The sequence below is a fragment of the Paraburkholderia sp. RL17-381-BIF-C genome (assembly GCF_046026435.1).
Taxonomy (GTDB): domain Bacteria; phylum Pseudomonadota; class Gammaproteobacteria; order Burkholderiales; family Burkholderiaceae; genus Paraburkholderia.
This window is the reverse complement of record NZ_JARESX010000088.1, coordinates 1-26,545: the sequence shown is the minus strand read 5'-3', so window position 1 is coordinate 26,545 and position 26,545 is coordinate 1. Positions and strand designations below refer to the sequence as shown.

The 26,545-nt window shown below is 61.8% G+C and carries 17 protein-coding genes and 1 tRNA gene; 7 read left to right on the top strand and 11 right to left on the bottom strand.

The window, feature by feature from the left end; genetic code table 11:
• Nucleotides 1-2: 2 nt before the first annotated feature.
• Nucleotides 3-79 (top strand) — tRNA-Met (locus tag P0D70_RS32140).
• A 376-nt stretch (nucleotides 80-455) separates the two neighbouring features.
• Here P0D70_RS32140 and P0D70_RS32135 read toward each other — a convergent pair.
• From P0D70_RS32135 to tssF, 4 genes are all read right to left on the bottom strand, one after another.
• Nucleotides 456-1,202: a hypothetical protein gene (locus P0D70_RS32135; RefSeq protein WP_408187446.1), complete on the bottom strand. Its 747-nt coding sequence runs from the start codon at nucleotides 1,200-1,202 to the stop codon at nucleotides 456-458.
• Nucleotides 1,186-2,586 (bottom strand): N-acetylmuramidase family protein, encoded by a 1,401-nt coding sequence (locus P0D70_RS32130; RefSeq protein ID WP_408187445.1) that lies wholly within the window; start codon nucleotides 2,584-2,586, stop codon nucleotides 1,186-1,188. The genes P0D70_RS32135 and P0D70_RS32130 overlap by 17 nt, the downstream gene beginning before the upstream one ends.
• A 54-nt stretch (nucleotides 2,587-2,640) precedes the next feature.
• A complete protein-coding gene (locus P0D70_RS32125) occupies nucleotides 2,641-3,303 on the bottom strand; it encodes a contractile injection system protein, VgrG/Pvc8 family (protein WP_408187444.1) in 663 nt (220 codons plus the stop codon).
• 88 nt (nucleotides 3,304-3,391) lie between these two features.
• A complete protein-coding gene (tssF, locus tag P0D70_RS32120; protein WP_408187443.1) occupies nucleotides 3,392-5,278 on the bottom strand; it encodes a type VI secretion system baseplate subunit TssF in 1,887 nt (628 codons plus the stop codon).
• Nucleotides 5,279-6,149: 871 nt separating this feature from the next.
• On the opposite strand from tssF, the gene P0D70_RS32115 reads away from it, so the two are divergent.
• Nucleotides 6,150-7,535, top strand: a complete 1,386-nt coding sequence (locus tag P0D70_RS32115) for a hypothetical protein (protein WP_408187442.1) — start codon at nucleotides 6,150-6,152, stop codon at nucleotides 7,533-7,535.
• 188 nt (nucleotides 7,536-7,723) lie between these two features.
• Here P0D70_RS32115 and P0D70_RS32110 read toward each other — a convergent pair whose 3' ends face one another.
• The gene (locus tag P0D70_RS32110; RefSeq protein WP_408187441.1) at nucleotides 7,724-8,422 is read right to left on the bottom strand and encodes an aspartate/glutamate racemase family protein; all 699 of its coding nucleotides are present in this window, start codon (nucleotides 8,420-8,422) and stop codon (nucleotides 7,724-7,726) included.
• A gap of 213 nt (nucleotides 8,423-8,635) precedes the next feature.
• Here P0D70_RS32110 and P0D70_RS32105 point away from each other — a divergent pair, with 213 nt between their 5' ends.
• A complete protein-coding gene (locus P0D70_RS32105; RefSeq protein WP_408187440.1) occupies nucleotides 8,636-9,928 on the top strand; it encodes an amidohydrolase family protein in 1,293 nt (430 codons plus the stop codon).
• A 99-nt stretch (nucleotides 9,929-10,027) separates the two neighbouring features.
• Here the strand turns inward: P0D70_RS32105 and P0D70_RS32100 are convergent, their stop codons facing one another.
• Nucleotides 10,028-12,136, bottom strand: a complete 2,109-nt coding sequence (locus P0D70_RS32100; protein ID WP_408187439.1) for a M3 family metallopeptidase — start codon at nucleotides 12,134-12,136, stop codon at nucleotides 10,028-10,030.
• Nucleotides 12,137-12,462: 326 nt separating this feature from the next.
• Here P0D70_RS32100 and P0D70_RS32095 point away from each other — a divergent pair, with 326 nt between their 5' ends.
• Entirely contained in the window at nucleotides 12,463-13,578 is a 1,116-nt protein-coding gene (locus tag P0D70_RS32095) for an acyltransferase family protein (protein WP_091792875.1), read from the top strand.
• Between the two features lie 184 nt (nucleotides 13,579-13,762).
• Here P0D70_RS32095 and folD read toward each other — a convergent pair whose 3' ends face one another.
• From folD to fixL, 5 genes are all read right to left on the bottom strand, one after another.
• Nucleotides 13,763-14,623, bottom strand: a complete 861-nt coding sequence (gene folD, locus P0D70_RS32090) for a bifunctional methylenetetrahydrofolate dehydrogenase/methenyltetrahydrofolate cyclohydrolase FolD (protein ID WP_408187438.1) — start codon at nucleotides 14,621-14,623, stop codon at nucleotides 13,763-13,765.
• Nucleotides 14,624-14,864: 241 nt separating this feature from the next.
• Nucleotides 14,865-15,806, bottom strand: a complete 942-nt coding sequence (locus P0D70_RS32085) for a DUF2950 domain-containing protein (protein WP_408187437.1) — start codon at nucleotides 15,804-15,806, stop codon at nucleotides 14,865-14,867.
• An 18-nt stretch (nucleotides 15,807-15,824) separates the two neighbouring features.
• The gene (locus P0D70_RS32080) at nucleotides 15,825-17,228 is read right to left on the bottom strand and encodes a DUF3300 domain-containing protein (protein WP_408187436.1); all 1,404 of its coding nucleotides are present in this window, start codon (nucleotides 17,226-17,228) and stop codon (nucleotides 15,825-15,827) included.
• 570 nt (nucleotides 17,229-17,798) lie between these two features.
• Complete coding sequence (fixJ, locus tag P0D70_RS32075; protein ID WP_007181270.1) at nucleotides 17,799-18,443, bottom strand: oxygen response regulator transcription factor FixJ; 645 nt, start codon at nucleotides 18,441-18,443, stop codon at nucleotides 17,799-17,801.
• Nucleotides 18,440-20,956 (bottom strand): oxygen sensor histidine kinase FixL, encoded by a 2,517-nt coding sequence (gene fixL, locus P0D70_RS32070; protein WP_091792879.1) that lies wholly within the window; start codon nucleotides 20,954-20,956, stop codon nucleotides 18,440-18,442. The genes fixJ and fixL overlap by 4 nt, the downstream gene beginning before the upstream one ends.
• A 275-nt stretch (nucleotides 20,957-21,231) precedes the next feature.
• On the opposite strand from fixL, the gene aceE reads away from it, so the two are divergent.
• The 3 genes from aceE to P0D70_RS32055 form a co-directional block, all read left to right on the top strand.
• Entirely contained in the window at nucleotides 21,232-23,928 is a 2,697-nt protein-coding gene (gene aceE, locus P0D70_RS32065; RefSeq protein WP_408187435.1) for a pyruvate dehydrogenase (acetyl-transferring), homodimeric type, read from the top strand.
• A gap of 87 nt (nucleotides 23,929-24,015) precedes the next feature.
• Nucleotides 24,016-25,653, top strand: coding sequence for a dihydrolipoyllysine-residue acetyltransferase (gene aceF / locus P0D70_RS32060; RefSeq protein WP_408187434.1), 1,638 nt, complete (start codon nucleotides 24,016-24,018; stop codon nucleotides 25,651-25,653).
• 262 nt (nucleotides 25,654-25,915) lie between these two features.
• Nucleotides 25,916-26,545: biotin/lipoyl-containing protein (locus P0D70_RS32055; protein WP_408187433.1), on the top strand; the 630-nt coding region annotated here is incomplete at its 3' end.

The following is a 26,545-nucleotide window of genomic DNA, read 5'->3' as shown; positions in this document are numbered from 1 at the left end:
GACGCGGGGTGGAGCAGTCTGGCAGCTCGTCGGGCTCATAACCCGAAGGTCGTAGGTTCAAATCCTACCCCCGCAACCAAAGCCCAGTAGTGAGTGTCGCGATAGCTGGGTAGCATGCAAAAGGTTCTTTGTTTGCTTGCAGGCAATCGCCGTGTCGTTCAAGCGTGAGTGTCCAAAAATATCGCAAAACATCAAACCCGCTACGGCGGGTTTTTTGTTTTCCGCATCTGACCTATTGAGACCCGCTGGCTAACGCATTCGACAACTGCTCGTGCGAAAGTGCATGCCTTGCAACCATTCGCGGCAGCGGGCTTGCAAACGAAGGGATATCACTTGATCGTCGTGAACGATCTCAACGCGCTACACCACCGCGCGCCAGACGCGGACGCGGATTAACGCAAATTCGCGCCGTACGCTGCGTTCGCGATGGATGGCGTCACCTGAGCCGCACCAGCTCAATCATTGTCCTGTCTCCCTATCTTGGTCGTTCGTACCGACTCGCTTGCCGCGGAAGCAGGGAAGGGGTTGGTCAAGTCGCGGTTGCGAAGCCATCCGGTCACGATCTTACGAGAGTCTGTTTCATCAATCGACATATCGGGACTCACGTATCGCGCGTACGAGTAACCTTCGCGCCGGCTAAGTAATGTGACGAGATCTCCTGGCAAAATATACTGCCGCCGTTTGCCGATGCCCGGTTTTTCATAGAAATAGGTTTTGTTGGTGGAAACGGCGATACCAACGGCGTCGAATCGTTCAGTCGCCGAATACTGACTTGCGCCACGTTCTCCGGGCGCCGCATTAAACAAGCCCGCTGCACTCTGACACCCCGCGTGCGGACGATCTGTTTTTAGCGCGATTTCATTGTCGTGCAGATACAGCGTGCCGTCGATTTCCGCCCGTGGGTCGCGTTGAGCATAGGAGAACATTCCTTTATAGGGAATGAAGTCGAACGTCTTCATTCGCAGCACCTCTGTTCCGTCCGCGCTTTTGACTCCCTCATCTCTGTTCGCCATGAACAGGAACCCGCATGAGAATGGGGTTTCCTGGGCGCGGTAATAGCCGACGATATCCTCTCCCGACTGATAGGTTACGAAACTCAGTTCGTCGTATGTCGTCGCGACACCGGCGGTGGCGATTTGGCAGGCCAACATAAGGAAGCAGGATGCAATCGTTTTGAAAAGCCCTCTATTTGAATTTTTCATAAAATTTTCTCATCGAGTCGGGATATTTTTGAGGATAATGTTGGCCGTTGTAATAATATGCAAAAGACTCCCAGTTCTTCTCTTGCAGGGCTTTTTTTGCTGAACTGTTCATGTTGACGTAGGCGACAAAAAGATCAAATTGCTCGTCAACGCCCTGCATTTCGAGGTTGGCTAACTCGATGGGACTTGCGTAGCCCATTTCTTCGTAGAAAAAGGCCAACACCTGGAATGCTCCCCATGAGCAGGCCATGATCGCGGCATCACGATTCAACGCGCATGCCTGAACAAAACGCTCGTATTGGTGCATGACTTTTTCATCGCTGTGCGACCAGCCATGGTCGTCAGTTTCGCCAGCCGTGTATCCGCCTTGAATCGGCAGGCAAAGATTAGGAAATGCCGGGAAAGGATTCGGCTGCTTTTTTAATAAAGCCGGCTTTTCATTTCTCTTGTCCTTCGGCAAGAGGGATCGAAAGAAGACATGACGTTCGTAGCGAATTTTTGGCAAGCCGTTGTCACAGAATCCCACCCCGTCGCTTTCGGTCATCGCGACCGCCTTGATGGCAGCCGCCTCACAGCCGAGAGTCTTCGCCGCCTCAGCGTATTTCTTCTCGCTTATTTCGAGCGTTTTGGGATAGTTGAGCTTCGATCCGAGCACGTTGAACGCGACAGTGGTCGGCTTTCCGGTATCGACAATCGTGTAGTGGTGGTCAATGGTCACGGTCGTCTTTTCCTTTTTCGTCTTGTCGTCGATCGTGGTTTCCTTATGGCGTGTCGGCGTATCCCTTTTGACTTTGCCTTGCTCAGTGACTTTCTGCGACCAACCGATATAAGGCCCAAACTCGCCCACGAGCCGCTCGACGGTCATGACTTCACCGTGTTTCACGACAGGAAGATTCAACTCCTGCTCGAATTCCTCCTTTGGCGTGAGCTTCGTCGTGGCTTCCAGGTGGTATTCGGGGCTGGTGACCGTAAATACGCTGATGTCTTTCTTCGGTGTGACCGTGGCCTTCCAGACGAACTCGCCTCGACGGTTCTTCACCATCACGTCTATCGGCTGGTTGCGTGCGGCATTGCGAATCGTGATCGCGTAGCCGTCTTTGTCCGTTGTCGCTTCAATGGTGTTTGCAATCGCAGGCGGAGGAGGCGCGGTAGCCGCGGAGGCGACAGCGGGAGCGGACGTGGCTAGCGTTGCCGATGCGTCGACAGCGTCGGTCTGCGCGCCTGTTGTCCATTGCGGAGCGGGCCGCGCGCCCGCACCCGCCTTGATCTGCACGGAGAGTCCTTCAATGGGCTTCTGCAGGACGTCACGAAAGACAAGGGTAGCTTGCACGTAGGGCGCAGCCGATGCCTTCGGCTGACTTGCTGGATGCTTGTGATGAGCCATAGGTTCTTGCAGGTTCGTTGTTCGTTTGCACACACGACTCACGCCGACGCGTCGCTAGGCGCCAGGCGAGTCGCACAACACCAGCGTGCTCTCGTTGAAGAAGAACGTAATGCCCCATTCCTGCCACAGCCGGGACAGCCACGCGAAATCTGACTCCCACCACTGCCGCTGATACTCGCGCTTCGGATAGGGGCGGCGCGCAGCGCCGGGACCGGCGAGGCGCATGTCGAACGGGTACGGGTATTTCTGCAGTACCTCGCGCGTTATCTCGGTCACGTCCTTGTCTTGCAGGATCCGGCTATCACGGTTCAACGTGGCGAGATATAACCAGGGGCGAATGTTAAGGCGGTAGTACGCACGCCGCTCATCCGCGCCGACGCACTTCGCCGAGACGATCAGCCCTGTCAGCTTGCGCACGTCCGCGCCGCAGTTCGCTGCCGTGCCCGAGCGGCCCGGATCTGAGCTGCCATTGCCCTCGATAGCGATGTTGACGGTGACTTCCTTGCCGATCAGCGAGTCGACGTCGACTAGCCGCTGCGCCTCGACAACGCTCAGCCGCGCGTCATCCATCGTGCTGACATCGACATCGTAGTCGTACAGACGGCCGAGCTTCTCTTTCCCCGCCAGCCGGCCAACGACGAACAGTGATTCGCCTGCCCATTGCGGCAGCGCCTTGCCGCTCATTTCCAGCGTGCGCGGCTGTTTAAACCAGGACATCGGCGACTCCAATCATCAGCAACTCCCTTGGCGAGCAACTCAGATAGGGTGGTAAATCAGGCACTGGAAAATGAGATCGTCACGCTGCTCAAACCGCGTCGCGCGTGCCGGCGCGCGGTGGCCAGCGTCCAATTCGCCCGCGCTGCTTCGAGCGCAGTACGGTCGTGGTGAACGAACGAGGCGACACATGGCGTGCCACGTAGCGTTCCAGCACGAGCGCCAGCGTGTACGGGCTCAGGCCACCGAACTCCGTTTCGTCGAAAATCAGCTCGCATTCAATCCCGCGGCCGAACATGTGATCGCCGTCGAGCGCCAGACGACGGTTGACAGGCGTGGCGGTTGCGCCCACGAGCCCCGCGACCTGACGCCGCAATTCATGAGATTCGGTGCCCAGGTACAGGTCCATCAGCGTGCGCAGTGCGTCGCCGGCGCACGGTTGATCCGGCCGGCCATCGAACGCCCTGTAGGTGAAGCTCAGTTGTCCGATCAACTGCCATGCGCGCTTACCGAACGCAAGCGGTGGCCGTGGCGTCGTCGGCGCGCGTAGCAGGCCAATGCTCTTTTGGGGAATCGAGCTCGCCACAGACAGGTCGGACACTCCGTTGCGCGGCACCACGCACGGGAGGTCACGATTGGTCAGGAGCGCTTCGAGCGACACATTGCGAATGCCTTCGGCATCCGGCATTCCGTTTTCGTCCAACAGCGAGAGGAACGTGCGTGTTTCCGTGAACGGCCGGCGGCTGCCGTAGTGGCGGGAGTCATCAGCCGGGCGGGCCAACTCGCGCCGTATCGTAAAGTAGCGCCCGCTTTGACCATCGCCATCCCGGTAGCGCGCGTGCAGTGGATGGAATCGCAGCGCTTCGGCATGTTCCGAAACCTGTCCCCAGGCACCCGATACCGAATACACCTCGTAGTCGCGCGGAAATTTGGCCACAGGCACGAGCGGGTGGTCAGCTGCCCGAGCGCCAAGCGCCAGCCACTCGGTGCGCCGTGGAAACAGGTTGATGATGGGCGTGCAGAACAGCGCGAAATGCGACGCGTCGACCGTCTCTGCCAGCTTGTCCACGCGGCGGTCGAGTAACACGATGATTTCAGCCTCAGTGCTGCCGATGGCGGACAACCCCTTGCCAAGGCCGGTGAGCGTGAAAAACCAGAAGCGTGCGGGACAGCTGAAATACTCCTGCAACAGGTTGTGCCCGTGAAACTTGTGAGGAACGGCGGGCAGCAGGCTCTGTTCCGGTTCGAGTGCATCATGCACGACCGCATTCTCGGTGACGACATGCAGCGTGCCGGTCGTGAACTCGCCGGGTACGCCCGTGATGGTGGCCACGCCGGCCGCGTGAACCAGTTCGAACAGGTGCGAGGCGCTCGCTTCGTCGCCGGCCAGACAGACCGTCAGCCGGTCGAGCTCCGCAAGACTTGAGATCGGCGCGCCGTTGATCGTTCGCAGAAGAAGCCGCAACGCGCCCTGTATCTGCACGTCTTGGGCGACGTAGCGGCCGAGCCCCGGAATGTCGGGCGGAATGCCGGTTAGCCGTGCCTGCGCGATTTCCAGTGGATACAGCGTCACGTCCTGGCTGCTGCGGAACTCACAGGCCGTCAACTCACCGACTGGCACGCGTGACATGAAGGCGGTGCCGCGCGGCACCACGGTTGCGTTGGCGAGCTGCTTTCCTCGTACGAGCGGGAACACACGCGCGACAGCCATTGAGGGAGTCTGGCTGACATAGTTCGGATAGAGGGTTTGCAGCAGCGGCTGGGTGAACTCCGCGAAGGTTTCATCGAGGCGCATCTGCATGCGCGCGGTCGAGAAGGCCGATGACTGGAGCAAGCGCTCGACGAAGGGATCGCCGACTTCGCCCGCCTGCATGCCGAGTCGCTTCGCGATCTTCGGATGCGCGTTGGCAAACTCCTGCGCCAGTTCGTGCATGTAGAGCAGTTCGGCGTTGTAGTGCTCAAGAAGTCGCGGATGCATCTGTGCACATTATCTCGGGCAGCGCCTTGGCAAGGCAAACGGAAGGGTGCGTCCGTTGCAGGGGTGGACACGCGCGTCCTCTGCATATCTCATCGCTATGTCATCCTTATTATTTGAGTTGAAAGACAGACCAGAACCGTCATTGAATCGTAAGCCGGCCCATCCTGCCATCGGAAAATTCACAAAAGGGCGGGAGATATTTCCCTTAGCGCGCACGCGTCGAACACAGTGCGAATTGGCTGCACGAGGTCAGCGCGCAATGCTTTCCTGATCGGTCCCATTAGCGTTGCAATGATTTGCCTTGCGTCGTTGGTCGAGTCACCGGTTACGGCCTCCCCAGGCTCCTGTGTTTTGCCGTGACCCGTTGCGACACTTCGTCAAACCGGCCGTCGACAATCTGGGTTCGTGCCGTTTAAATATGACGTGTACGACGCAGATGAATCAGCAAAGCGATGCTGTCGCGGTGAGCGCTGTGAGAACCTGCATGATTCGCGATGAGCGAAATCTGATCGCTACCTTCGATAGCGGCACGGTGATTCTTATCCCGCGGCGCGCAGCGAGGCTGCATAGCTAGCCGGGAACCGATTCACGTCGTGACCGCTTCCGCTCATGGGCGTTGCCGCTGCAGACAAGCCACCACCGTTCAGCAAGACAATCCATTTACCAATTAAGGTGTTCGTCAACGGCCGTGTGCCGAGTCGTGCACATGCCGGCCAGGTGTTGAGACTCGAAGCAGGTGAGCAAACACCACCCGTGCCAGAAACAGATCGGCACACTCCATCTCGTCGCGCCAGGCGCGCGGCCCTCTCGCGCTACGTACACAGGCAAGCGGATCGCGACAGGCTCCTCAATGGCTAACGGATGGATGGATATGGCATCGAACTTGAGTGTGGGAACGAACGTGGTAACTGGTCAGGAATCCTACTTTGGTGAAGTCAAGCTGACACCCGAGCAGATCGGGCTCGTCAATGCGAGCCCCCAGTTTCGATCTCAATTATTCGATTATGGCAGTGACGTGAGTTCGGGCAATATGGATCCGATGAGCAGGGGCAAAGACATCGCCACGTATTTCGACGGCAGGCACATCGTAGTCGGTCAATATCAACACTCGACGATGTCTGACGCTTCCGTGCTGGGTCATTTGTCGCATGAAATTGGCCACTACGAGAATCGCGCGAACGATAAAGCGTTCAAGTCGCAGTATGCCGTCAATCCGCGCGATCCCCAGGCCTATAACGTGGCGGCGCTAATCGGTGCTCATCAAGAAGGGGAGGCGGTCGCGAATAACTATCAGATTCAACAGGAAATCCAGAAAAACACGGCCTCTGGGAACGCGCCTGCAACCCAGATCGAAGTTAGCGGACTCCGAGGCGTCCAGGAAAAACTCGATGCCCTGCACGCAGTCGATGTAGGCGCCGGTAAGTCGAACGCGGAGGATCGCAATAATCTTATCGTTGCCGGGATGAACGCCTATGTTAATGCAAATCCTTCCACCGCGACCGGTAAGTCCTACTACCAATACTACGGGGAGGGCAGTCGCGCGCCGGCACCTGAAACCGGCAGTATCAAGCAGGTCGAGTTCACTGGCGACGAGCAGGGTGACATTAATTCGATGACTGAGCATTGGGCGTCCGGCGATGTCGGCACGCAGACGTTCTCCAGAGGCAAAATCCAGACTGCAGAACTCGCGGATGCTCACGGCGAATTAACCTCGACAGCGGCCTATAGTTACGCAAAGGACGGTGCCTATTCGGTCGACGTCAGGAACGGCGCGGGGCGTGAAACTGAGCGTGCCGAGTTCAATGCGGACAGGTCAGGAACAGTGCGCGATTATGCGAGCGATAACTCGTCTCAAGCCACTTCGTTCGATGCGAAAAACCGCAACACGCAGATTGCCCAATTCGACGGCAAGGGAGAGAAAATCGAAGCGAATTACATCGTTCCAGAAACGGGGAAGTTCGCAGTTCAGGATCGCAAGTCAACGGACGGCGGGCGTACGGTGTCCAACTATGATGCAGAAGGACGTGTTCGGGCGCAGTTCCAGTACGATCGCGATGGACAGCCCGTATTGTCGCGTGACCTTGACGAGAATGGTAAGGATACGTTCCTGGTGGAGTACCACAAAGACGGTAGCCGGACAGTCGCGACTGTCAATGCCGACGGTTCCGAGACTGCCCATATAGTTGACAGGAACGGCATGCGTGGCAAGGACGTCACGTTGCAGCCGCCAAAGGAAGCAGGCGCGGCTAAAGCCTGACGGTTTTTCTGACCCGCGTGCGGGGCAGCCGAGTCGCAGCCCCGCACGCAGGTCAATCAAACCGTTCGCCCGGGTAATAGGAAGATCTTGCCGTCCGTGCCGCGAAATGGTCATGTGCCTTGAGCACCGCCAGGGGCAGCTGGGCGCGGACGCGTGCGCCGAAGTCTTCCGCTCCGCCCGTGCTGCCCTCACTCCTCACCAATCGCCCACTCCACCGCCGCTTGCGCATGCAACGCGGTCGTATCGAACACGGGCAACACCGAGTCTTCCGGCTTGATCAGCAACGTAATTTCCGTGCAGCCGAGAATCACCGCCTGCGCGCCACGCGCGGCCAGCGCCTCGATCACACGCCGATACACCGCGCGTGAAGCGTCATTCACCTTACCGTGGCACAGCTCGTCGTAGATGATGCGGTGCACCTCAGCACGTTCGGCTTCATCCGGAACCAGTGTTGTCAGGCCATAGCGCTCGCGCAGGCGCCCTGTGTAGAAAGTCTGCTCCATCGTATAGCGCGTGCCGAGCAAACCCACTCGTTCGACGCCGGCCGCACGCAACGCGTTGCCGGTCGGGTCGGCGATATGCAGGAACGGCACGTCGATCGCCGCTTCGATCGATTCATACACGCGATGCATCGTATTGGTTGCGAGCAGCACCAGATCGGCGCCGCCGCGTTCGAGTTGGCGCGCGGCATCGGCCAACTGTCGGCCAAGCGTGTCCCAGTCGCCCGCGCGCTGGAGCGCTTCGATCGGCGCGAAGTCGACGGTGAGCATCAGGCTGCGGGCGTTGTGGTGGCCGCCCAGGCGCGCTTTGGCGTGGCGGTTCAGGAGCCTGTAATACTCGGTGGACGATTCCCAACTCATCCCGCCGATCACCCCAATTGTTTTCATGTGCCTGCTCCCTGAGTGAATGACGGCGCGGCATCGACCGTCTGTCCGGCGAGTATAGGCGGGCGGCGGGACGCGCAGCCGGTACGGATCGCGCGCCGCTCGCCGGTACGGCCAGATGAAAAAACGCGGAAAAAACGCCGGATAAACGTCGCCACGCGCTTTCTGACGCCGATAGAATCGTGATCAATCAGGAAGGGCCAAAGGGAGCGATACATGGATCTGATCATCCGCCGCGCGACGTTGCCAGCGGGCGCCGCGCCGCAGCACAAGGAGCCGGTCGACATCGGCATCGAAGCGGGCCGCATCGTCGCCGTCGAACCGAATCTGGCCGCGAGCGCGCGCGAAGAAATCGATGCCGCCGGTTCACTTGTCACGCCGCCGTTCGTCGATCCACATTTCCATATGGACGCGACGCTCTCGTACGGATTGCCACGCGTGAACGCATCGGGCACGCTGCTGGAGGGCATCGCGCTATGGGGCGAACTGAAGCCGGACCTCACGCAGGAGGCGCTGATCGAGCGCGCGTTGCAGTATTGCGACTGGGCCGTCGCGCGCGGGCTGCTGGCCATCCGCAGCCACGTGGATGTGTGTGATCCACGCCTGCTCGCGGTCGAGGCGCTGGTCGAAGTGAAGCGCCGCGTCGCGCCGTATCTCGACCTGCAACTGGTGGCCTTTCCACAAGACGGCGTGTTGCGCAGCGCGGGCGCTTTCGAGAATCTCAAACGGTCGATCGCGATGGGCGTGGATGTGGTCGGCGGCATTCCGCATTTCGAGCGCACCATGGCCGACGGCGCGCAGTCCGTGCGTCTCTTGTGCGAGTACGCGGCGGAGCAGGGCTTGCGCGTGGACATGCATTGCGATGAATCGGACGACCCCATGTCGCGTCACATCGAGACGCTCGCGGCCGAAACGCATCGGCTCGGCTTGCAGGGGCGCGTGACCGGCTCGCATCTGACCTCGATGCATTCCATGGACAACTACTATGTCAGCAAACTCCTACCGCTAATGCGCGAGGCGGGCGTCGCGGCGATTGCGAATCCGCTGATCAACATCACGCTGCAAGGCCGCAGCGACACCTATCCGAAACGTCGCGGCATGACACGCGTGCCGGAAATGATGGCAGCGGGCATCAACGTCGCGTTCGGCCACGATTGCGTGATGGACCCGTGGTACAGCCTCGGCTCGGGCGACATGCTGGAAGTCGCGCACATGGGTTTGCATGTGGCGCAGATGACGGGCGTCGAAGGCATGCGCGCCTGCTTCGACGCGGTGACGGTGAACGCCGCGCGCATTCTCGGCCTCGAAGGCTACGGCATCGCGCCGGGCTGCGCGGCCAATCTCGTGTTGCTCGACGCGCGCGATCCGGTGGAAGCAATCCGCTTGCGCGCGGCGCGTCTTGCTGTGGTGAGTCGCGGCAAGGTGGTAAGCCACGCGCCGGCTGCGCGTGCCGCGTTGTCGCTCGAAGGGCGGCCATCGGAAGTGGATTTCAAACTGCATCGCGCCTAGCTGCGCGTTCAGCGCTGACAAAGAAAAAGCCGGTGCTTGCGTTAAGCAAGTCACCGGCTTTCATCGGCTCACCCAAGCGCCGACGCTCGCATTAACCCCTCAATGCGCCGCGCCCGGCGTCATGCCGTTGTGACGCAGCAGTGCGTCGATATTCGGCTCGCGGCCGCGGAATGCCTTGAACGATTCCATCGCCGGACGGCTGCCGCCCACTTCCAGAATCTCCTTGCGATAACGCATGCCGGTCGCCTGATCGAGCACGCTGCCGCTCGCCGCTTGCGCCGCTTCTTCAAATGCCGCGTAGGCGTCGGCAGAGAGCACTTCAGCCCATTTATAGCTGTAGTAGCCCGCCGCATAGCCGCCCGCGAAAATATGGCTGAACGTATTCGGCCAGCGCGAGAACGGCGCTTGCGGCACGACGTGGAAGCGCTCGTTGATTTCGCTCGCGAGTTCGGTGGCGTTCTTCGTGCCGGAGGCGTCGAAGCCGGTATGCAGTTGCATGTCGAACATCGAGAATACGATCTGGCGCAGCGTGCCCAGACCGCTCTGGAAGTTCTTCGCGGCGAGCATCTTGTCGAACAGTTCGCGCGGCAACGGCTTGGCGGTTTCGACGTGCGAAGTCATGTCGCTCAGCACGTCCCACTCCCAGCAGAAATTCTCCATGAATTGCGACGGCAGTTCGACCGCGTCCCACTCCACGCCGTTGATGCCCGACACGCCCAGCTCATCCACACGCGTGAGCATGTGATGCAAGCCGTGACCGAACTCGTGGAACAGCGTGATCACTTCGTCGTGCGTGAAGCAGGCGGGCTTGCCGCCGACCGGCGCCGAGAAGTTGCAGGTCAGATACGCGACCGGCGTTTGCACGCTGCCATGCGTGTGCTTGTGACGGCCGCGCGCGTCGTCCATCCAGGCGCCGCCGCGTTTGCCTTCACGCGCATACAGATCGAGGTAGAACTGCGCGACGAGCCCGCCGTCCTGATTCTCGACGCGGAAAAAGCGCACGTCCGGATGCCACACGGCCGCTTCGTCGCGGCGGATGCGCACGCCGAACAGCGTTTCCGTGACCTTGAAAAGACCCTTGAAGACAGCGTCTTCCGGAAAGTACTGTTTGACCTCGTTCTCGGAGAACGAATAGCGCTTCTGACGCAGACGCTCAGCGGCAAACGTCATGTCCCATGGTTGCAGTTCGCTCATGCCGAGTTCGTTCGCGGCGAATTCGCGCAGTTCCTTCCAGTCCTGCTCGGCATGCGGACGCGCACGCGTGGCGAGGTCTTCGAGGAAGCTCATGACCTGGGCGGGCGACTCGGCCATTTTCGGCGCGAGCGAGACTTCGGCGAAGTTGTTGAAGCCGAGCATGTGCGCTTCTTCGGCGCGCAGCTTCAACTGCTCGGCGAGCACCGCGGTGTTGTCCCACTCGGGCTTGCCGTTGCCGTATTGCGGGCCAAGCTCGGAAGCGCGCGTCACGTACGCGCGATACATCGCCTCGCGCATGGGGCGATTTTCCGAGTACTGCATCACCGGGAAATACGACGGGAAATGCAGCGTGAATTTGTAGCCGGTTTTGCCTTCGCGCTCGGCCGCTTCCCTGGCGGCTTCGACCACGTCTTCGGGCAGGCCGGCCAGTTGCGCTTCATTGCCGGCTTCGACGATATACGCATACGCATTGGTCGCGTCGAGCACGTGATCCGAAAACGCTTTCGAGAGCGCCGCCTGACGTTCCTGCAATTCGGCGAAATGCGGCTTCTGGTCTTCCGGCAATTCCGCGCCGGACAGGCGGAAATCGCGCAGCGCATTGCCGAGGATCTTCTTGCGCTCGCCGGTCAGCGAGGCGAAATCGCTACTGGCATGCAGCGCCTTGTACTTCTCGTACAGCGCGAGATTCTGTCCAACGCTCGACCAGAATTCGGTGACACGCGGCAGATTCTCGCCATACACGGCGCGCAACTCGGGCGTATCGGCGACGGCGTTCAGATGGCCGACCACGCTCCAGGCGCGCGACAGCGGTTCGGTCGCGCGCTCGACCGGTTCGACCACGTCGGCCCACGAGGCGGGCGTGATCGGCTGGGCGGCGCGCTCGACGGCGGCGGCAGCGTCGGCGAGCAGCACATCGAGGGCGGGCGTGACGTGTTCGGGACGGATTTGGCCAAAGCGCGGCAGGTCGGAGAAATCGAGGAGCGGATTGTCGTGATTCGAGGCGGTAGTGGACATGAGGCTTCCTGTCTGACGCGGGTGAACGGGTAATCGGTGCATGGACGGGTGTCCCCTTGGGCAACGCCCTTCGGGGCGCGCGCGACGACGCCCTGTCGCAGCCGATACAGACATTATTGGGGCAGGGCGCGCCGATTCCAATCCGTCGGCAGACAAATTATCAGATGTCGCCGTGCCGTGCGGGTTGCAGGACAAGCGGGACAAGCGCGGCGCGGGGGCAAAAGCGCCACTGTGCTTTGTGCGAAAACGAACGGTTCCAATTGCTGCTATGCGGCAAGGTGGGGTGTCGCTGCCGGTCAGCGGCGTTTTTCGTAAAAGAGGTATGGATGAACCCGCTTTCGGATGCGTTATCGCGCAAGGGCAACAACTTTGATCTCGTGCGGCTGCTGGCCGCTATCGCCGTCGTCTACGGTCATTCCTATCTGCTCCAGGCGCCGGACGGCACCACGGATTGGGTCCAGAACGCACTGGGTTTCGACGGTTTTGGCGCGCTCGGCGTGTACGCCTTTTTCCTCTTGAGCGGCATGCTGGTCACCGCCAGCTTCGACCGGCAGCGCTCGGTGCCGCGCTTCGCCGTCTTGCGCATCGCGCGCCTGTGGCCGGCGGTCGCGGCCGGTTCGCTGGTGACGGTGTTCATCGTCGGCCCGCTGTTTACGACGCTGCCGCTGCGCGAGTATTTCGCCTCCGGCATGACGTGGGCCAACCTCGACAATTTCTCGACCATCGTGCTGAAAACCGGCTGGGCGCTGCCGGGCGTGTTCGAGCACAACCGCTTTCCCGTCGACGTCTGCGCCCCGCTCTGGACGCTGCCGCTCGAAGTACGGTGCTATCTGATCGTGCTCGTGACCGGCATGGTCGGACTGCTGTCCAGTTCGCGCGGCGTGGCGCTCGCTGCCGCGCTGGGTTGCGCCGCGTTCGTACTGCGCGTGAATCTGTCGCATTGGCAGGTCGGCTTGCGCGATTTCAGCGAAACGCCCGGCGGATATTCATTCTGGCCGGAGCCGTTTTTCATGCTGGGCATGCTGTTGTACGGCTGGCGTGAACGCATCGACATCAACGGTCTGACGGCGCTGGCGCTCACGATGGTGTTTCTGGTGTTCCGCGACACGGCCGGCGCGCAGCCGCTGTTTTATCTGGCCTTCGTGTATGGCGTGCTGTGGGTCGGAACGACGCCGTTGTTGCGGCGCCTCGTGCCGCGTCACGATTACTCGTACGGCATCTATCTGTACGGCTTCATGGTGCAGCAATGCGTTGCGAATCTCGCGCCGCAGTTGAGCCATGTGGCGGCGGTCCTGATCGCCGCGCCGTTCATCCTGCTGTGCGCGGCGCTGTCGTGGCACTTCGTGGAACGGCCCGTGCTGAAGTGGTGCCGCGGGCGTCTGGCGCGCCGCTCGACGCCGCTGGCGACGGGTATGCCGGCAAGCGATCAAGCCGTGCGCTGAGATATGCGGCGCGTGTGGGGCGGGTATATGGCGCGAAGGTGGCGCGGTGTGGCGCCGATCATGGTCGATGCCTGGCGCGAGGCCAGGGCCTGAAAGGTTTCGATGCCGGCGGAGCGGCTCTGCGCTCTGCCGGCTTTCCGCCCGACGTCCACCGCCTGAGGTTCTTCGCCTGACATTCTCCGCTTTACGCGTTCGCTGCTGCTTCGCGCTCGGCGGCTTCGATCGTGTTGACGAGCAGCATGGTGATGGTCATCGGGCCGACGCCGCCCGGCACCGGCGTGATATAGCCGGCCACTTCCTTGACGCCCGCGAAGTCGACGTCGCCGCACAGTTTGCCGGCTTCGTCGCGGTTCATGCCCACGTCGATCACCGCCGCGCCGGGCTTCACCATGTCGGCCGTGAGAATGTTTCGCAAGCCCGTGGCGACGACCACCACGTCGGCGTTGCGCGTGTGGGCGGCCAGATCGCGCGTCTTGCTGTGGCAGATCGTCACGGTCGCGCCGGCTTCGAGCAGCAGCAGCGCCATCGGCTTGCCGACGATGTTCGAGCGGCCGATCACCACCGCGTTCGCGCCCTGCAGCGGAATCTCGTAGGCCGCGAGCATTTTCATGACGCCGTACGGCGTGCACGGGCGAAACAGCGGCTGGCCGGTCATCAGCGCGCCGGCGTTGGCGACGTGAAAGCCGTCCACGTCCTTTTCCGGCGCGATCGCCTCGATCACCTTATGGCTGTCGATGTGCGGCGGCAGCGGCAGTTGCACCAGAATGCCGTGGATGCGCGGGTCGTGATTCAGTTCGTCGATGCGCGCGAGCAGTTCGGCTTCCGGCAGGTCGGCCGGATAACGGTCGAACGACGAGCCGAGGCCATTGTCGTGGCACGCCTTGACCTTGTTGCGCACGTACACTTCGCTAGCCGGATTGTCGCCGACCAGCACCACGGCGAGGCCTGGCTGATGGCCGCGGGCGGTGAGGGCGGCGGCGCGTGCGGCGACGTCCGCGCGCAGGGTCTTGGAAAGGGCGAGGCCGTCGATCAGTTTGGCAGTCATGGTCGGGTCGAGATGGGCAGTTTGGAAAGCGGGGCAGGGCGCAGACGCTCGAGCGGGCCACGCGCGATGGCGCTTTTCATCGGGAATAGGTCGGCACGTGAAAAGCGCGCGGCGCGAATCGGGGTTAAGCGGCGCTGCAAAGTCCGACATTATACCGGCCCTGCCTCGTGCGCCGCGCACGGATGGCCGGTTGCATCCCGGCGTTGCGGGGGTGAGACGCGTACGACGTCGCGCCGGCTCGCTACGGCTGGACCGCTTGCCAACCCGAGTCCGGATCGAACGTCTTGATCGCCGCCGCCGCACGCGTGGTTTGCGGCCCGAGGTTCTTCTGATATACCTGCCCCTCCTGGTTGACGATGAAACTCATCACGCCGGTCTTGCCGTATTCGGCCGGCGAGGCGATCAGCCCGAAGCCTTTGGACAGCACGCCGTGTTCGAAGTAGTTCTGCGCGCCACCCTTCGCGTGCGGCCCTTGCGCCGTGAGGATGCGGTAGTGATAACCGTGATAGGCCTCCTGAGGCAGCGTGCCGTTCGGCATGGTGGCGGCGAGCGGTCCAAACGGGCTTTCCGGTTCGCCTGGCGCCGTTGTCCAATACAGTCCGTCATGCTGTCCCGGCGTACTGACGAAGCGTTGTGCGTAGCGCTGGGTCAGATTGCGATAGTCGTATTGCGCATCCAGGTAGGCGAGCGAAGTCAGGATCGCGGCGCGCTCATTGCGGCCGATGCGGCGCGTCAGCATCTCGTCGCGTGCCGCCGGCAGGTCGAAGCGCCAACCGTTGCCTGCCTGCACGAGCGGAATCGGCAGGTTCCAGCCACTGTAGCCCACCGTCAGATGCGCGGTGACGCGCCCCCTGTCGATAGCCGGCTCCTCGATGATCTGATGGTTTTTCGACCATTCGCCGAGGAACTGGTAGATGTCGTCCTCGCCGATGCCTTCGGTGGGAATGACACGTTGAAAGTCGCTGCCGAGCACGTGCTTGAGCGCGTCCTCGTCGTTACGGGCGAGCGCTTCGACGAATGCATTGGCGGCGTCGTTGGCGCTAGGGTAGATCGCCTGGGCATGGGCCGGGATCGTGCTGATCAGCAGCACCGGAGCAAGGAGCAGCGTGGCAGTGGTGCCGAGAGCGACCGCCACTGTCAGGACGTTGGCGCGCAGCGTGCGCGTTGAGAATAGACGCATCATCAGAGACTCCTTTTTTGTTCAACGGCCGCGGCCGAAGTGGTGCTCACCTGCGCCGCCGCCGCCCAATCCGCCACTCCAATTGCCGATTCCGCTGCCATGCTGGCCGCTGCCGTTTGCACCGAGACCTGCCGACGTGCGCTGCTGGCCGCTGCCGTTTGCACCGAGACCTGCCGACGTGCGCTGCTGACCGCCGCCGTTTGCACCGGGCGCGGCGTGCGAGTGTTGCAGGCCGCCCGCGTTCGCACCGCGATCTCCTGCCGCGTACTGCTGGCCATTGCGGCTGGCGAGCGCGTCGCGGCTTGTCTGACCGCGCTGCGTGTCCTGTCGCGCGGCGTTGCCGTCGCCGGCGCCGCGCAGCGCGTTGTCGCGATTGGCGTTCTGCGCGCGGTTTTGCAATTCGGGGTTCGCCGTGCCGCCGTGGCGGATCCCTTGCAGGCGCTCGCTCGCGCTGCCGCCCAGATTCTGGCCGGTGCGGCTCTGCAAGGTCTGCTGTGCCTGAGCGCGGGCGTTGTCCCGGCCGCGATACGCCTCGCGCTGCGTGCCGCCGACGTTGTTGTTCAGGTTGCGTTCGAGATTCGCGTTGTTGACGTTGCGGTTGACGTTGCTATTGCGATTCCAGTTCGTCGTGCTGCCGTTCACGTTGAGCCGGTTGTTCACGTTGATCGTGTTGTACCGGTTCACGTTGATATTGACGTCATGCGAGTTCCAGTTGAAGCCGCCCCACAGTGCGTTCGCGACGGCGATACCCGTGCCGAATGCGAGGCCGGCCATGAAGCTGGTGGCGATGGTGTAGCCGGGCGGCGGCGGCACATAAACGGGCGGATACGCGGGATAGGGCCACACGCCGTAGACCACCGTGGGGTTGTAGGTCGGCACGTACACCACTTGCGGATTGGCCGGCACGATCTGAATCGTGCTCTGCTCGACCACAATCGTTTGCTGCGCACTCGTTTTCAGATTGCCGGCCGCTTGCGCTTGCCTGCGCAGACGCTGCACGGAGTCCATCACGTCGCCAGGCTGGGCAAGGAACGCGGTGCCGAGTTGCGCGACCCAATCGGATTTCGAGGCCATGGTGGCGAGCACCTGCGGAAAAGCGACGAGTGACTGTACGCTCGCGTCCCACGGCTCGGCTGCGACCGCTCTGACCGCGTCGTCGCCCTGCAGTCTGGCGTTTGCTTTGGACCACGCGGCCGCAGCCCGCACGTCTTGCGGAAAGGTCGAGGCCATCAGCACCTGGGCGAGCAGGGCGTCCGGATAAAGCGCGACGGGAGCAGCCAGCGAATCGAGCTGCTGGTTCGACATTCTGGTGGCGCCTTGTGCATGGACGGCGTCCGGCGTGGCGAGCCCGCTGAAGAGCGGCGCGCCCGCGAGAACCGCGCAGACGAACAACGCACGCGAGTGGTGTGCTCCGGATCGTTTCACGATGAATTCCTCCCGGTGGTGTTGATAAGACGCGACGTGGATTCGCAGTACTGACTGCGTCGGTTCGTCGCAATGGAATCTGCCATGGAGGGGCGGAGCGAGCAGGCGTCCGGTTTGCCGTGAAGTGGCTCGGCGAAAACACGTGCTGCTAGAGGGAAACGTTCGATCCTATCCGATTGTTTCGCACCACCAGGCGATACGGCGTGCGGCGTTTTGCAGCACGTCATTCCCGCGTTGATCGCGCTATCGACGACATCCGCTAAGGAGTTCTGCGTAAATTAAAGGGTGCGGATCAGTCCGTCAATCTTGTCTGAGGAAAGAAATTGTTGCGCAATCGGGTAAGCATTTGCTGAGTAATGCGTATTATTTTCCGGGAGATGCGTCGATTTAACGCGGTTCGCGTTGATGGCCGTGAGAAGTGTGCGAGGCGCTGAAGGGTGCTGAGGGAATAACAGGCGGGAGAGGGCGAGGCGGGCCGGACTCGTGGATAGTCCGGCCATTGATGCGCGGCACTGCTCCGGTGGCGAGTCCCACGAGGGGACTTCCTTCGGGCGTGCCGGCAGGTGCGGCTTATTGCGCCGGTTGCGGCTTGTTCGACAGCGCGAGTCGCAGCAGGTCGGCGACCGTGTTGACGTTGAGCTTTTCCATGATGTTCGCGCGGTGCGCTTCGACCGTCTTGATGCTGATGCCAAGGTCGTCGGCGATCTGCTTGTTCAGGCGGCCCGCGATGATGCGTTCGAGCACCTGGTGCTCACGCGCGGTCAGCTTGCCCAGACGCTCGGCGGCGGCGCGCTGCTGCTGCACGCTGCTGCTTTCGCTGCGCGCCTTGTCGAGCATGCGCTCGACCAGCTTGCGCAACTCGGCTTCGTCGAACGGCTTTTCGATGAAGTCCATCGCGCCTTTTTTCATTGTGGACACAGCCATCGGCACATCGCCGTGACCCGTCACGAAGATGATCGGCAGCGACGCGTTGTCGGCGATCAGGCGTTCCTGCAATTCGAGCCCGCTCATGCCGGACATCCGCACGTCGAGGATCAGGCAGGCGATCTGGCCCGGATGCGTGTGCGGCTGCCATGCGTCGATGAACTGCTCGGCGCTGGAGAAGCATTGCACGCGGTAGCCGTTCGCCTCCAGCAGCCAGCGCAGCGAATCTCGCACGGCCTCGTCGTCGTCGACGACAAAGACAGTTTCCTGTGTGGTGACTGGGCTGTTCATAGCTCTCCCGTAACGGTTTGTGGTGTCGGCGCCTGTGACCCGCCGTTGCTCGGGCCGTCAGGCTCTCCAATAGGCAGACTGCAATGGAACGTGGCGCCCGTGATGTGGCCGTCAGATTCGACGTTGTTCACCACCCACAGACGACCGCGGTGCGATTCGATAATCGAACGGCAAATATTCAGCCCCATGCCCATACCATCGGACTTGGTGCTGTAAAACGGTTCGAACAGCCGCTCGGCTGTTGCTTCGTCGACGCCCGGCCCCTGGTCGACGACGCTGATGCAGACAAACCCGCCTTCCAGCCGCACGACCACGCGGATCACCGGATCAACCGCGTTCGGACGGGCTTCGGCCATCGCTTCGGCGCCGTTCTTCAGCAGGTTGACCAGTACCTGCTCGATCAGCACCGGATCGACATAGATCACCGGCAGGCGCGCGCGCAGATCGGTAACGATGCGAATGCGGCGCTTTCTCGCCTCGAGTTCGGCCAGACCCACCGCGTCCGCGACGATATCGGCCACGCGCGTGGCCTGACGCTTCGGCTCGCTGCGCTTCACGAACTCGCGAATGCGCTTGATGATCATGCCGGCACGCACCGCCTGTTGGGCCGTCTTTTCGAGCACGGGCAGCAGATTGTCAGGTGTCGTCCGACCGGATTTAACCAGTGCGACGGTTCCGGAGCAATAGTTATTGATCGCGGCGAGCGGCTGGTTCAACTCGTGGGCGAGCGAGGAGGCCATTTCACCCATCGTCATGAGACGGCTGGTGAACTGCAGCTTTTCGTCCTGCTGGCGCGACAGTTCCTGCGCCTGCTTGCGCGTGGTGATGTCGGTTGCGATCTGCATCTGCGCGAGGTGGCCGTCCACCCACTGGATGTACTGGCGGCGCACTTCGAACCACTTCTGGATGCTTTGCACGTAGACTTCCTGCGCATCGGCGGTGCTTTCGGTCAACGCCGCGGCGGGCAGCCCGGCGTAGGTATCCACCATATCGATCGAATCGGACGACGCCTGTGCGCTATCGAACCCGCCGCCCGCCAATTCCAGATGACCGTCCGGGCGAATCCCGAACAGGTGCCGGTAATAGCGGTTGGCGAACAGCAGTTCGGCTTCGTCGGCGGCCAGCACGGACACGGCCGCGTCGAGGCTTTCGAGCACGGTGGTGAAGCGCTCGTGCGCGGCGGCGAGTTCTTCGCGCGCGCGTTTCGGCTCGGTGATGTCGGTCATCGACGACATCCAGCCGGTCTGGCGGCCCGAGCTGTCGATCAGCGGCGATACATAGAGGCGGGCGTGGAACAGCGAGCCGTCCTTGCGGCGCACCCGCAATTCGAAGCCCGACGAGGGCGCCTTGCCGCGCAGCGTCATGTCGAGCTGGCGCTGCATTTCCGGATAAGCGTCGCGCGGCCAGTAGGCGAACGGCGCGTTCTTGCCGACCAGATCGCTTTCGTCCCAGCCGGTCATGCGGCAAAACGCTGGATTGACGTGGGTGATGCGCCCGTGCATGTCGAGCACGCGCATGCCGATCAGCACCGAGTTTTCCATCGCGCGGCGGAAGAACGCCTCGGCGTACAGCGCCTGCTGCGCCTCGAAGCGTTGGCGCGTGTGTTTCCACAAGCTCCACAGGCTCCACAACACGAAACAGGACAGGCCCGCCACCAGCCACACCAGCGTGTTGTTGGTGAAGTTGGTCATCTGCGGGAACGCGTAGACGCGCACCGAGACGCCCTGGCCCGGCGGGTCGAGCGGCAGGTCGTAGAACATGTCGCGCGGCAGGCGCGGGCGGGTCGACGTGGTGGTCAACTCACGGTTGTTCACGTCGATGATCGAGATTTTGTATTTCGCCGAGAGCTCGGGCGGAATGTCGTGCTTGAGGATCCCTTCCACCGAGAACACCGCGGCGATCGTGCCGAGGAAGTCGCGGTCGCGGAACACCGGCGTTTGCAGCGTGATGTAGCCGTTGCCGAGGTCGTCGTAGATGAGCGGCGAATAGACCTGGCGGCGCGTATTGCGCGCCTCGGTGAAGGCGGCTTTGACCGCTTCGTCCATCTGCGTGTCGTTCGGCCTCGCGAGCCGCTGGCCGAACACCGGCAGCGCGGTATTGGGCCAGCGCGGCTGCTGCTGGCTCGTGTACCAGTTCATGTAGAGGATCTCGGGATGCCCCTGCATGATGTCCGTGGTGGACACCTGGAACGAATGCGGATCGGCGTGACCGGCGACCAGATCGCGCGCGAGCGCCTGGATCTGTTCCTGCGCGCCGGTCATGGAAAGACGGATCTGCTGCTGCGCCCACGCGACATTACGGTAAAGCGTGTCTTCCTGCTGTTGCTGTTCGCGCCGGTTCAGGCTCCACAGAATCAGACTCATGACGACCAGAAACACCAGGATCGACAGGAGCGGCGTGAGCAAATAGGAATTGGACCACCACGGTCCGTGGTGCCAGCGGGAGGACGGCGTCGAATCCGCAGGCGAACCGGCGGTGCGCGCCGAGCGTGCGAAAAGCCGTTCGGTCAACATGCGAGGCATTGTAGCGCAGCGTGAAGCTAGTAAATGGCGCAAAAAAGCGCTGAAAGTGCCATTAATCGGCGCAAACTAGCCGACGTATCCGTCGATCGGCAGTCAAATCAGGTTGCGTCGCAACAATTTTCCGCATTATGAGAATCGATCTCGTAATTCGAAAATTTTGTTGCGCGGACGTCGGGACCCTTATTACAATCGGCCGAAGCTGCCGCGGCCGTGCTTCGTCCGCGTCGTCTGTTCAAAGAGCGTTCCTCTACATCCAGGAGACGAGCATGTCCGCTGTACCCGACGAAGTCATGAAATATGTCGCTGCTGAAAAAGACGACGATCCCCAGGAAACCGGCGAATGGCTTGAAGCGCTGGATGGCGTGATTTCTGCTGTGGGCCCCGATCGCGCTCACTACCTGATCGAGAAACAGATCGAGTTCGCCCGCGTGCATGGCGAACATCTGCCGTTCTCCGCCAACACGCCGTACATCAACACGATTCCCGTTTCGCGCCAGGCGAAGATCCCCGGCGATCAGGACATCGAACACCGTATCCGCTCGTACACCCGCTGGAACGCCATTGCCATGGTGCTGCGCGCCGGCAAGGAAACCAACGTGGGCGGCCACATCGCCTCGTTCGCTTCGGCCGCCACGCTGTACGACGTCGGCTACAACCACTTCTGGCATGCGCCGTCGGCTGAACATGGCGGCGATCTCGTGTTCGTGCAGGGCCATTCGTCGCCGGGTGTGTACTCGCGCGCGTTCCTGCTCGGCCGTCTGACCGAGAACCAGCTCGACAACTTCCGCCAGGAAGTGGGCGGCGAGGGCATCTCGTCGTACCCGCACCCGTGGCTGATGCCGGACTTCTGGCAATTCCCGACCGTATCGATGGGCCTCGGCCCGATCATGGCGATCTATCAGGCGCGCTTCATGAAGTACATGCAGGCGCGCGGCATTGCGAAGACCGACGGCCGCAAGGTCTGGGCGTTCCTCGGCGACGGCGAAACCGACGAACCGGAATCGCTCGGCGCGATCGGCATGGCTGGCCGTGAACGCCTCGACAACCTCGTGTTCGTGATCAACTGCAACCTGCAGCGTCTCGACGGTCCGGTGCGCGGCAACGGCAAGATCATCCAGGAACTGGAAAGCGAATTCCGCGGCGCCGGCTGGAACGTCATCAAGGTCATCTGGGGCAGCCGTTGGGACGCGCTGTTCCAACGCGACAAGTCGGGCGCGCTGATGCGCCGCATGATGGCCGTGGTCGACGGCGAATATCAGACGTACAAGTCGGAGTCGGGCGCGTATGTGCGCGAACACTTCTTCAACACGCCGGAACTCAAGGCGCTGGTCGCCGAATGGTCCGACGAGGAAATCTGGAACCTGAACCGCGGCGGACACGATCCGCACAAGATCTACGCAGCGTTCCAGGAAGCGTCGAATTCGCAGGGCCAGCCGACCGTCATTCTCGCGAAGACGATCAAGGGCTACGGCATGGGCGAAGCCGGCCAGGCCATGAACATCACCCACCAGCAGAAAAAGCTGCACGTGGATCAGCTGAAGAAATTCCGCGACCAGTTCCGCCTGCCGATCTCCGACGAAGATCTCGTCAACGTGCCGTACCTCAAGTTCGAAGAAGGTTCGAAGGAACTGGAGTACATGCGTGCTCGCCGCCAGGACCTCGGCGGCTATCTGCCGGCGCGTCGCCAGAAGGCCGAGTCGCTGCCGGTGCCGGAGCTGTCGGTATTCGAGCCGCTGCTCAAGGGCACGGGCGAAGGCCGCGAGATCTCCACGACCATGGCGTTCGTGCGGATCCTGAACATTCTGCTGAAGGACAAGGCACTCGGTAAGCGCATCGTGCCGATCGTGCCGGACGAGTCGCGTACGTTCGGTATGGAAGGCCTTTTCCGTCAGATCGGCATCTGGAATCAGGACGGCCAGAAGTACGTGCCGGAAGATTCCGACCAGCTGATGTTCTACCGTGAGTCGGAAACCGGTCAGATCCTGCAGGAAGGTATCAACGAAGCCGGTGGTATGGCCGACTGGATCGCAGCCGCGACGTCGTACTCGACGCACGGCGAGATCATGATCCCGTTCTACATCTTCTACTCGATGTTCGGCTTCCAGCGCATCGGCGACCTGGCATGGGCAGCGGGCGACATGCGTTCGCGCGGCTTCCTGCTGGGCGGCACGGCGGGTCGCACCACGCTGAACGGCGAAGGTCTGCAGCACGAAGACGGCCACTCGCTGCTGTGGGCGGCTTCGGTGCCGAACTGCATCAGCTACGACCCGACGTTCGGTTACGAACTCGCGGTCATCATGCAGGACGGCCTGCGCCGCATGGTCGCGGATCAGGAAGACGTGTACTACTACATCACGGTGATGAACGAGAACTACGAGCACCCGGCGATTCCGCAGGGCGACGCTGTAGCGGCCGACATCATCAAGGGTATGTACGCGTTCCGTAAGGCCGAGGCGGACAAGAAGGCGCCGCGCGTGCAACTGATGGGCGCGGGCACGATCTTCAACGAAGTGATCGCCGCCGCCGGCCTGCTGAAGAACGACTGGGGCGTCGCCGCCGATCTGTGGAGCGTGCCGAGCTTCACCGAACTCGCGCGCGAAGGCCATGAAGTGCAGCGCTGGAACCTGCTGCACCCGACCGAAGAGAAGAAGCTCTCGCACGTCGAGAAGCTGCTGAAGGACGCGCAAGGTCCGGTCATCGCTTCGACCGACTATGTGCGCGCGCTGACCGAGCAGATTCGCGCGTTCGTGCCGCAGAAGTTCGTCGTGCTGGGCACGGATGGCTACGGCCGTTCGGACACGCGCGAAAAGCTGCGCCACTTCTTCGAAGTCGACCGCTACTGGGTCACGGTTGCCGCGTTGAATGCACTGGCAGATGAAGGCACGATCGAACGCAAGGTCGTCGCCGAGGCGCTCAAGAAATACAACCTTGATCCCGCCAAACCCAACCCGATGACCGTCTAAGGCATCCTTCCCCGTGTGCCATGGCGTGCGCGCCCGACCCCTGATCGACAGGGGTTGGGCGCGTGCGCGGCCCAGGAGACACTAACAATGAGTCAAGCGATCGAAGTCAAGGTGCCGGACATCGGCGATTACAAGGACATCCCTGTGATCGAGGTGCTGGTGAAGGCGGGTGACACCGTCGAGAAAGAGCAATCGCTCGTTACGCTGGAATCCGACAAGGCGACCATGGACGTGCCGAGCTCGGCCGCCGGCGTCGTCAAGGAAGTGAAGGTCAAGGTCGGCGACAACGTCTCGGAAGGTTCGTTGATCGTCGTGCTGGAAGGCGCTGAAGGCGGCGCGGCTGCGCCTGCTCCGGCGCCTGCCGCTGCACCGGCTCCGGCTGCGGCGCCGGCACCCGCGGCCGCTGCGGGCGGCGGCGGTCTGCAGGAAGTCAAAGTACCGGATATCGGCGACTACAAAGACATTCCCGTGATCGAAGTCGCGGTGAAGGTCGGCGATCGCGTCGAGAAAGAGCAGTCGCTCGTGACGCTCGAATCCGACAAGGCGACCATGGACGTGCCGAGCTCGGCTGCCGGTATTGTCAAGGAACTGAAGGTCAAGGTCGGCGATACCGTTTCGGAAGGCTCGGTGATCGTGGTGGTGGAAGCGGAAGGCGGCGCGGCTGCGCCGGCTCCGGCTCCGAAGCAGGAAGCCGTCGAGAAGCCGTCCGATGCGCCGGCCACGCCGTCGCCGGCTCCGGCGGCGCCGTCGGCGCTCGCTCAGGCACCGGTCATTCCGGCCGGCGAAGGTGGCGCGCGTCACGCGAGCCATGCGTCGCCGTCGGTGCGCAAGTTCGCGCGCGAACTCGGCGTCGACGTGACACAGGTGCAGGGCACGGGTCCGAAGGGCCGCATCACGCAAGCCGACGTGACCGCCTTTATCAAGGGCGTCATGACCGGCCAGCGTGCGGCGCCGGCCGGTGCTGCCGCACCGGCTGCGGCAGGTGGTGGCGAACTGAACCTGCTGCCGTGGCCGAAGGTCGACTTCACGAAATTCGGTCCGATCGATCCGAAGCCGCTGTCGCGCATCAAGAAAATTTCGGGCGCGAATCTGCATCGCAACTGGGTCATGATTCCGCACGTCACCAACAACGACGAAGCGGACATCACCGATCTCGAAGCGCTGCGCGTGCAGTTGAACAAGGAGAACGAAAAGGCCGGCGTGAAGATCACCATGCTGGCTTTCGTGATCAAAGCTGTTGTTTCGGCCTTGAAGCAGTTCCCGACGTTCAATGCCAGCCTCGACGGCGACAACCTGGTGTTCAAGCAGTACTTCCATATCGGGTTTGCGGCTGACACGCCGAATGGTCTGGTCGTTCCTGTCATTCGCGATGCGGACAAGAAGGGCTTGATCGATATCGCCAAGGAAATGGCGGAGCTCTCGAAGGCCGCCCGCGACGGCAAGTTGAAGCCGGATCAGATGCAAGGCGGGTGCTTCTCGATTTCGTCTTTGGGTGGCATTGGCGGCACGAACTTCACGCCGATTATCAATGCGCCTGAAGTCGCCATTCTTGGTCTGTCGCGCGGTGCGATGAAGCCGGTTTGGGATGGTAAGCAGTTCGTGCCGCGTTTGATCCTGCCGCTTTCTTTGTCGTATGACCATCGGGTGATTGATGGTGCTGCGGCGGCCAGGTTCAATGCGTATCTTGGGGCGCTTCTTGCCGATTTCCGGCGTGTGATTCTTTGATTTGGTGATGGTTGTGCGGGGCGCGGGTTTTATTGTCTGTGATCCGCGTCTCTCGTTGAATTTGCATTCATGTCGGTCTATTAGTGTTGCCCCTGTGCGGGGCGGCACCTACTTTTCTTTGTCTTCCAAAGAAAAGTAGGCAAAAGAAAGGCGCGTCCTTGGGCGGACAGCAAAGGATGATTCTGTTCGCCGCGCTGCCAGCTTTATGGACCTATGGGTGTGAGTTCTTCTTCATCACGGTCAATAAGAGAAGGGGACACTAATGAGTCTCGTCGAAGTAAAAGTGCCGGATATCGGCGACTTCAAAGACGTCGATGTCATCGAAGTCAATATCAAACCGGGCGATGTCATCGAGAATGAACAGGCGCTGATGACGCTCGAGTCCGACAAGGCCTCCATCGAAGTGCCGAGCGATACCGCCGGCACGGTCAAGGAAGTCCGCGTCAAAGCCGGCGACAAAGTCTCGCAAGGTACGGTGATCGCGCTCGTCGAAACATCGGCAGACGCGGCGCCCGCGAAAGATGCACCGAAGGCTCCGGCCAAAGAACCCGAGAAAGCGCCCGCTCAAGCGGAAGCCAAACCGCAGGCGGCCCAGGCTGCTGCGGCTCCGGCCAAGGCGGCAGCACCCGCGCCGCAAGCCGGCAGCTATTCCGGCTCCGCGGATATCGAGTGCGACATGCTCGTGCTCGGTTCGGGCCCCGGTGGTTATTCCGCCGCGTTCCGTTCCGCCGACCTTGGCATGAAGACCGTGCTCGTCGAACGTTACTCGACGCTCGGCGGCGTGTGTCTGAATGTCGGCTGTATTCCGTCGAAGGCGCTGTTGCACACCGCGCTCGTGATCGACGAAGCCGAAGCGCTCGGCGCGCACGGCATCACGTTCGGCAAGCCGCAA

Bases quoted from the DNA above. Each gene is read 5' to 3' on its own strand.
- P0D70_RS32135 (WP_408187446.1), bottom strand. From the start codon at position 1,202: ATGAAAAATTCAAATAGAGGGCTTTTCAAAACGATTGCATCCTGCTTC.
- P0D70_RS32130 (WP_408187445.1), bottom strand. From the start codon at position 2,586: ATGGCTCATCACAAGCATCCAGCAAGTCAGCCGAAGGCATCGGCTGCG.
- P0D70_RS32125 (WP_408187444.1), bottom strand. From the start codon at position 3,303: ATGTCCTGGTTTAAACAGCCGCGCACGCTGGAAATGAGCGGCAAGGCG.
- tssF (WP_408187443.1), bottom strand. From the start codon at position 5,278: ATGCATCCGCGACTTCTTGAGCACTACAACGCCGAACTGCTCTACATG.
- P0D70_RS32115 (WP_408187442.1), top strand. From the start codon at position 6,150: ATGGCATCGAACTTGAGTGTGGGAACGAACGTGGTAACTGGTCAGGAA.
- P0D70_RS32110 (WP_408187441.1), bottom strand. From the start codon at position 8,422: ATGAAAACAATTGGGGTGATCGGCGGGATGAGTTGGGAATCGTCCACC.
- P0D70_RS32105 (WP_408187440.1), top strand. From the start codon at position 8,636: ATGGATCTGATCATCCGCCGCGCGACGTTGCCAGCGGGCGCCGCGCCG.
- P0D70_RS32100 (WP_408187439.1), bottom strand. From the start codon at position 12,136: ATGTCCACTACCGCCTCGAATCACGACAATCCGCTCCTCGATTTCTCC.
- P0D70_RS32095 (WP_091792875.1), top strand. From the start codon at position 12,463: ATGAACCCGCTTTCGGATGCGTTATCGCGCAAGGGCAACAACTTTGAT.
- folD (WP_408187438.1), bottom strand. From the start codon at position 14,623: ATGACTGCCAAACTGATCGACGGCCTCGCCCTTTCCAAGACCCTGCGC.
- P0D70_RS32085 (WP_408187437.1), bottom strand. From the start codon at position 15,806: ATGATGCGTCTATTCTCAACGCGCACGCTGCGCGCCAACGTCCTGACA.
- fixJ (WP_007181270.1), bottom strand. From the start codon at position 18,443: ATGAACAGCCCAGTCACCACACAGGAAACTGTCTTTGTCGTCGACGAC.
- fixL (WP_091792879.1), bottom strand. From the start codon at position 20,956: ATGTTGACCGAACGGCTTTTCGCACGCTCGGCGCGCACCGCCGGTTCG.
- aceE (WP_408187435.1), top strand. From the start codon at position 21,232: ATGTCCGCTGTACCCGACGAAGTCATGAAATATGTCGCTGCTGAAAAA.
- aceF (WP_408187434.1), top strand. From the start codon at position 24,016: ATGAGTCAAGCGATCGAAGTCAAGGTGCCGGACATCGGCGATTACAAG.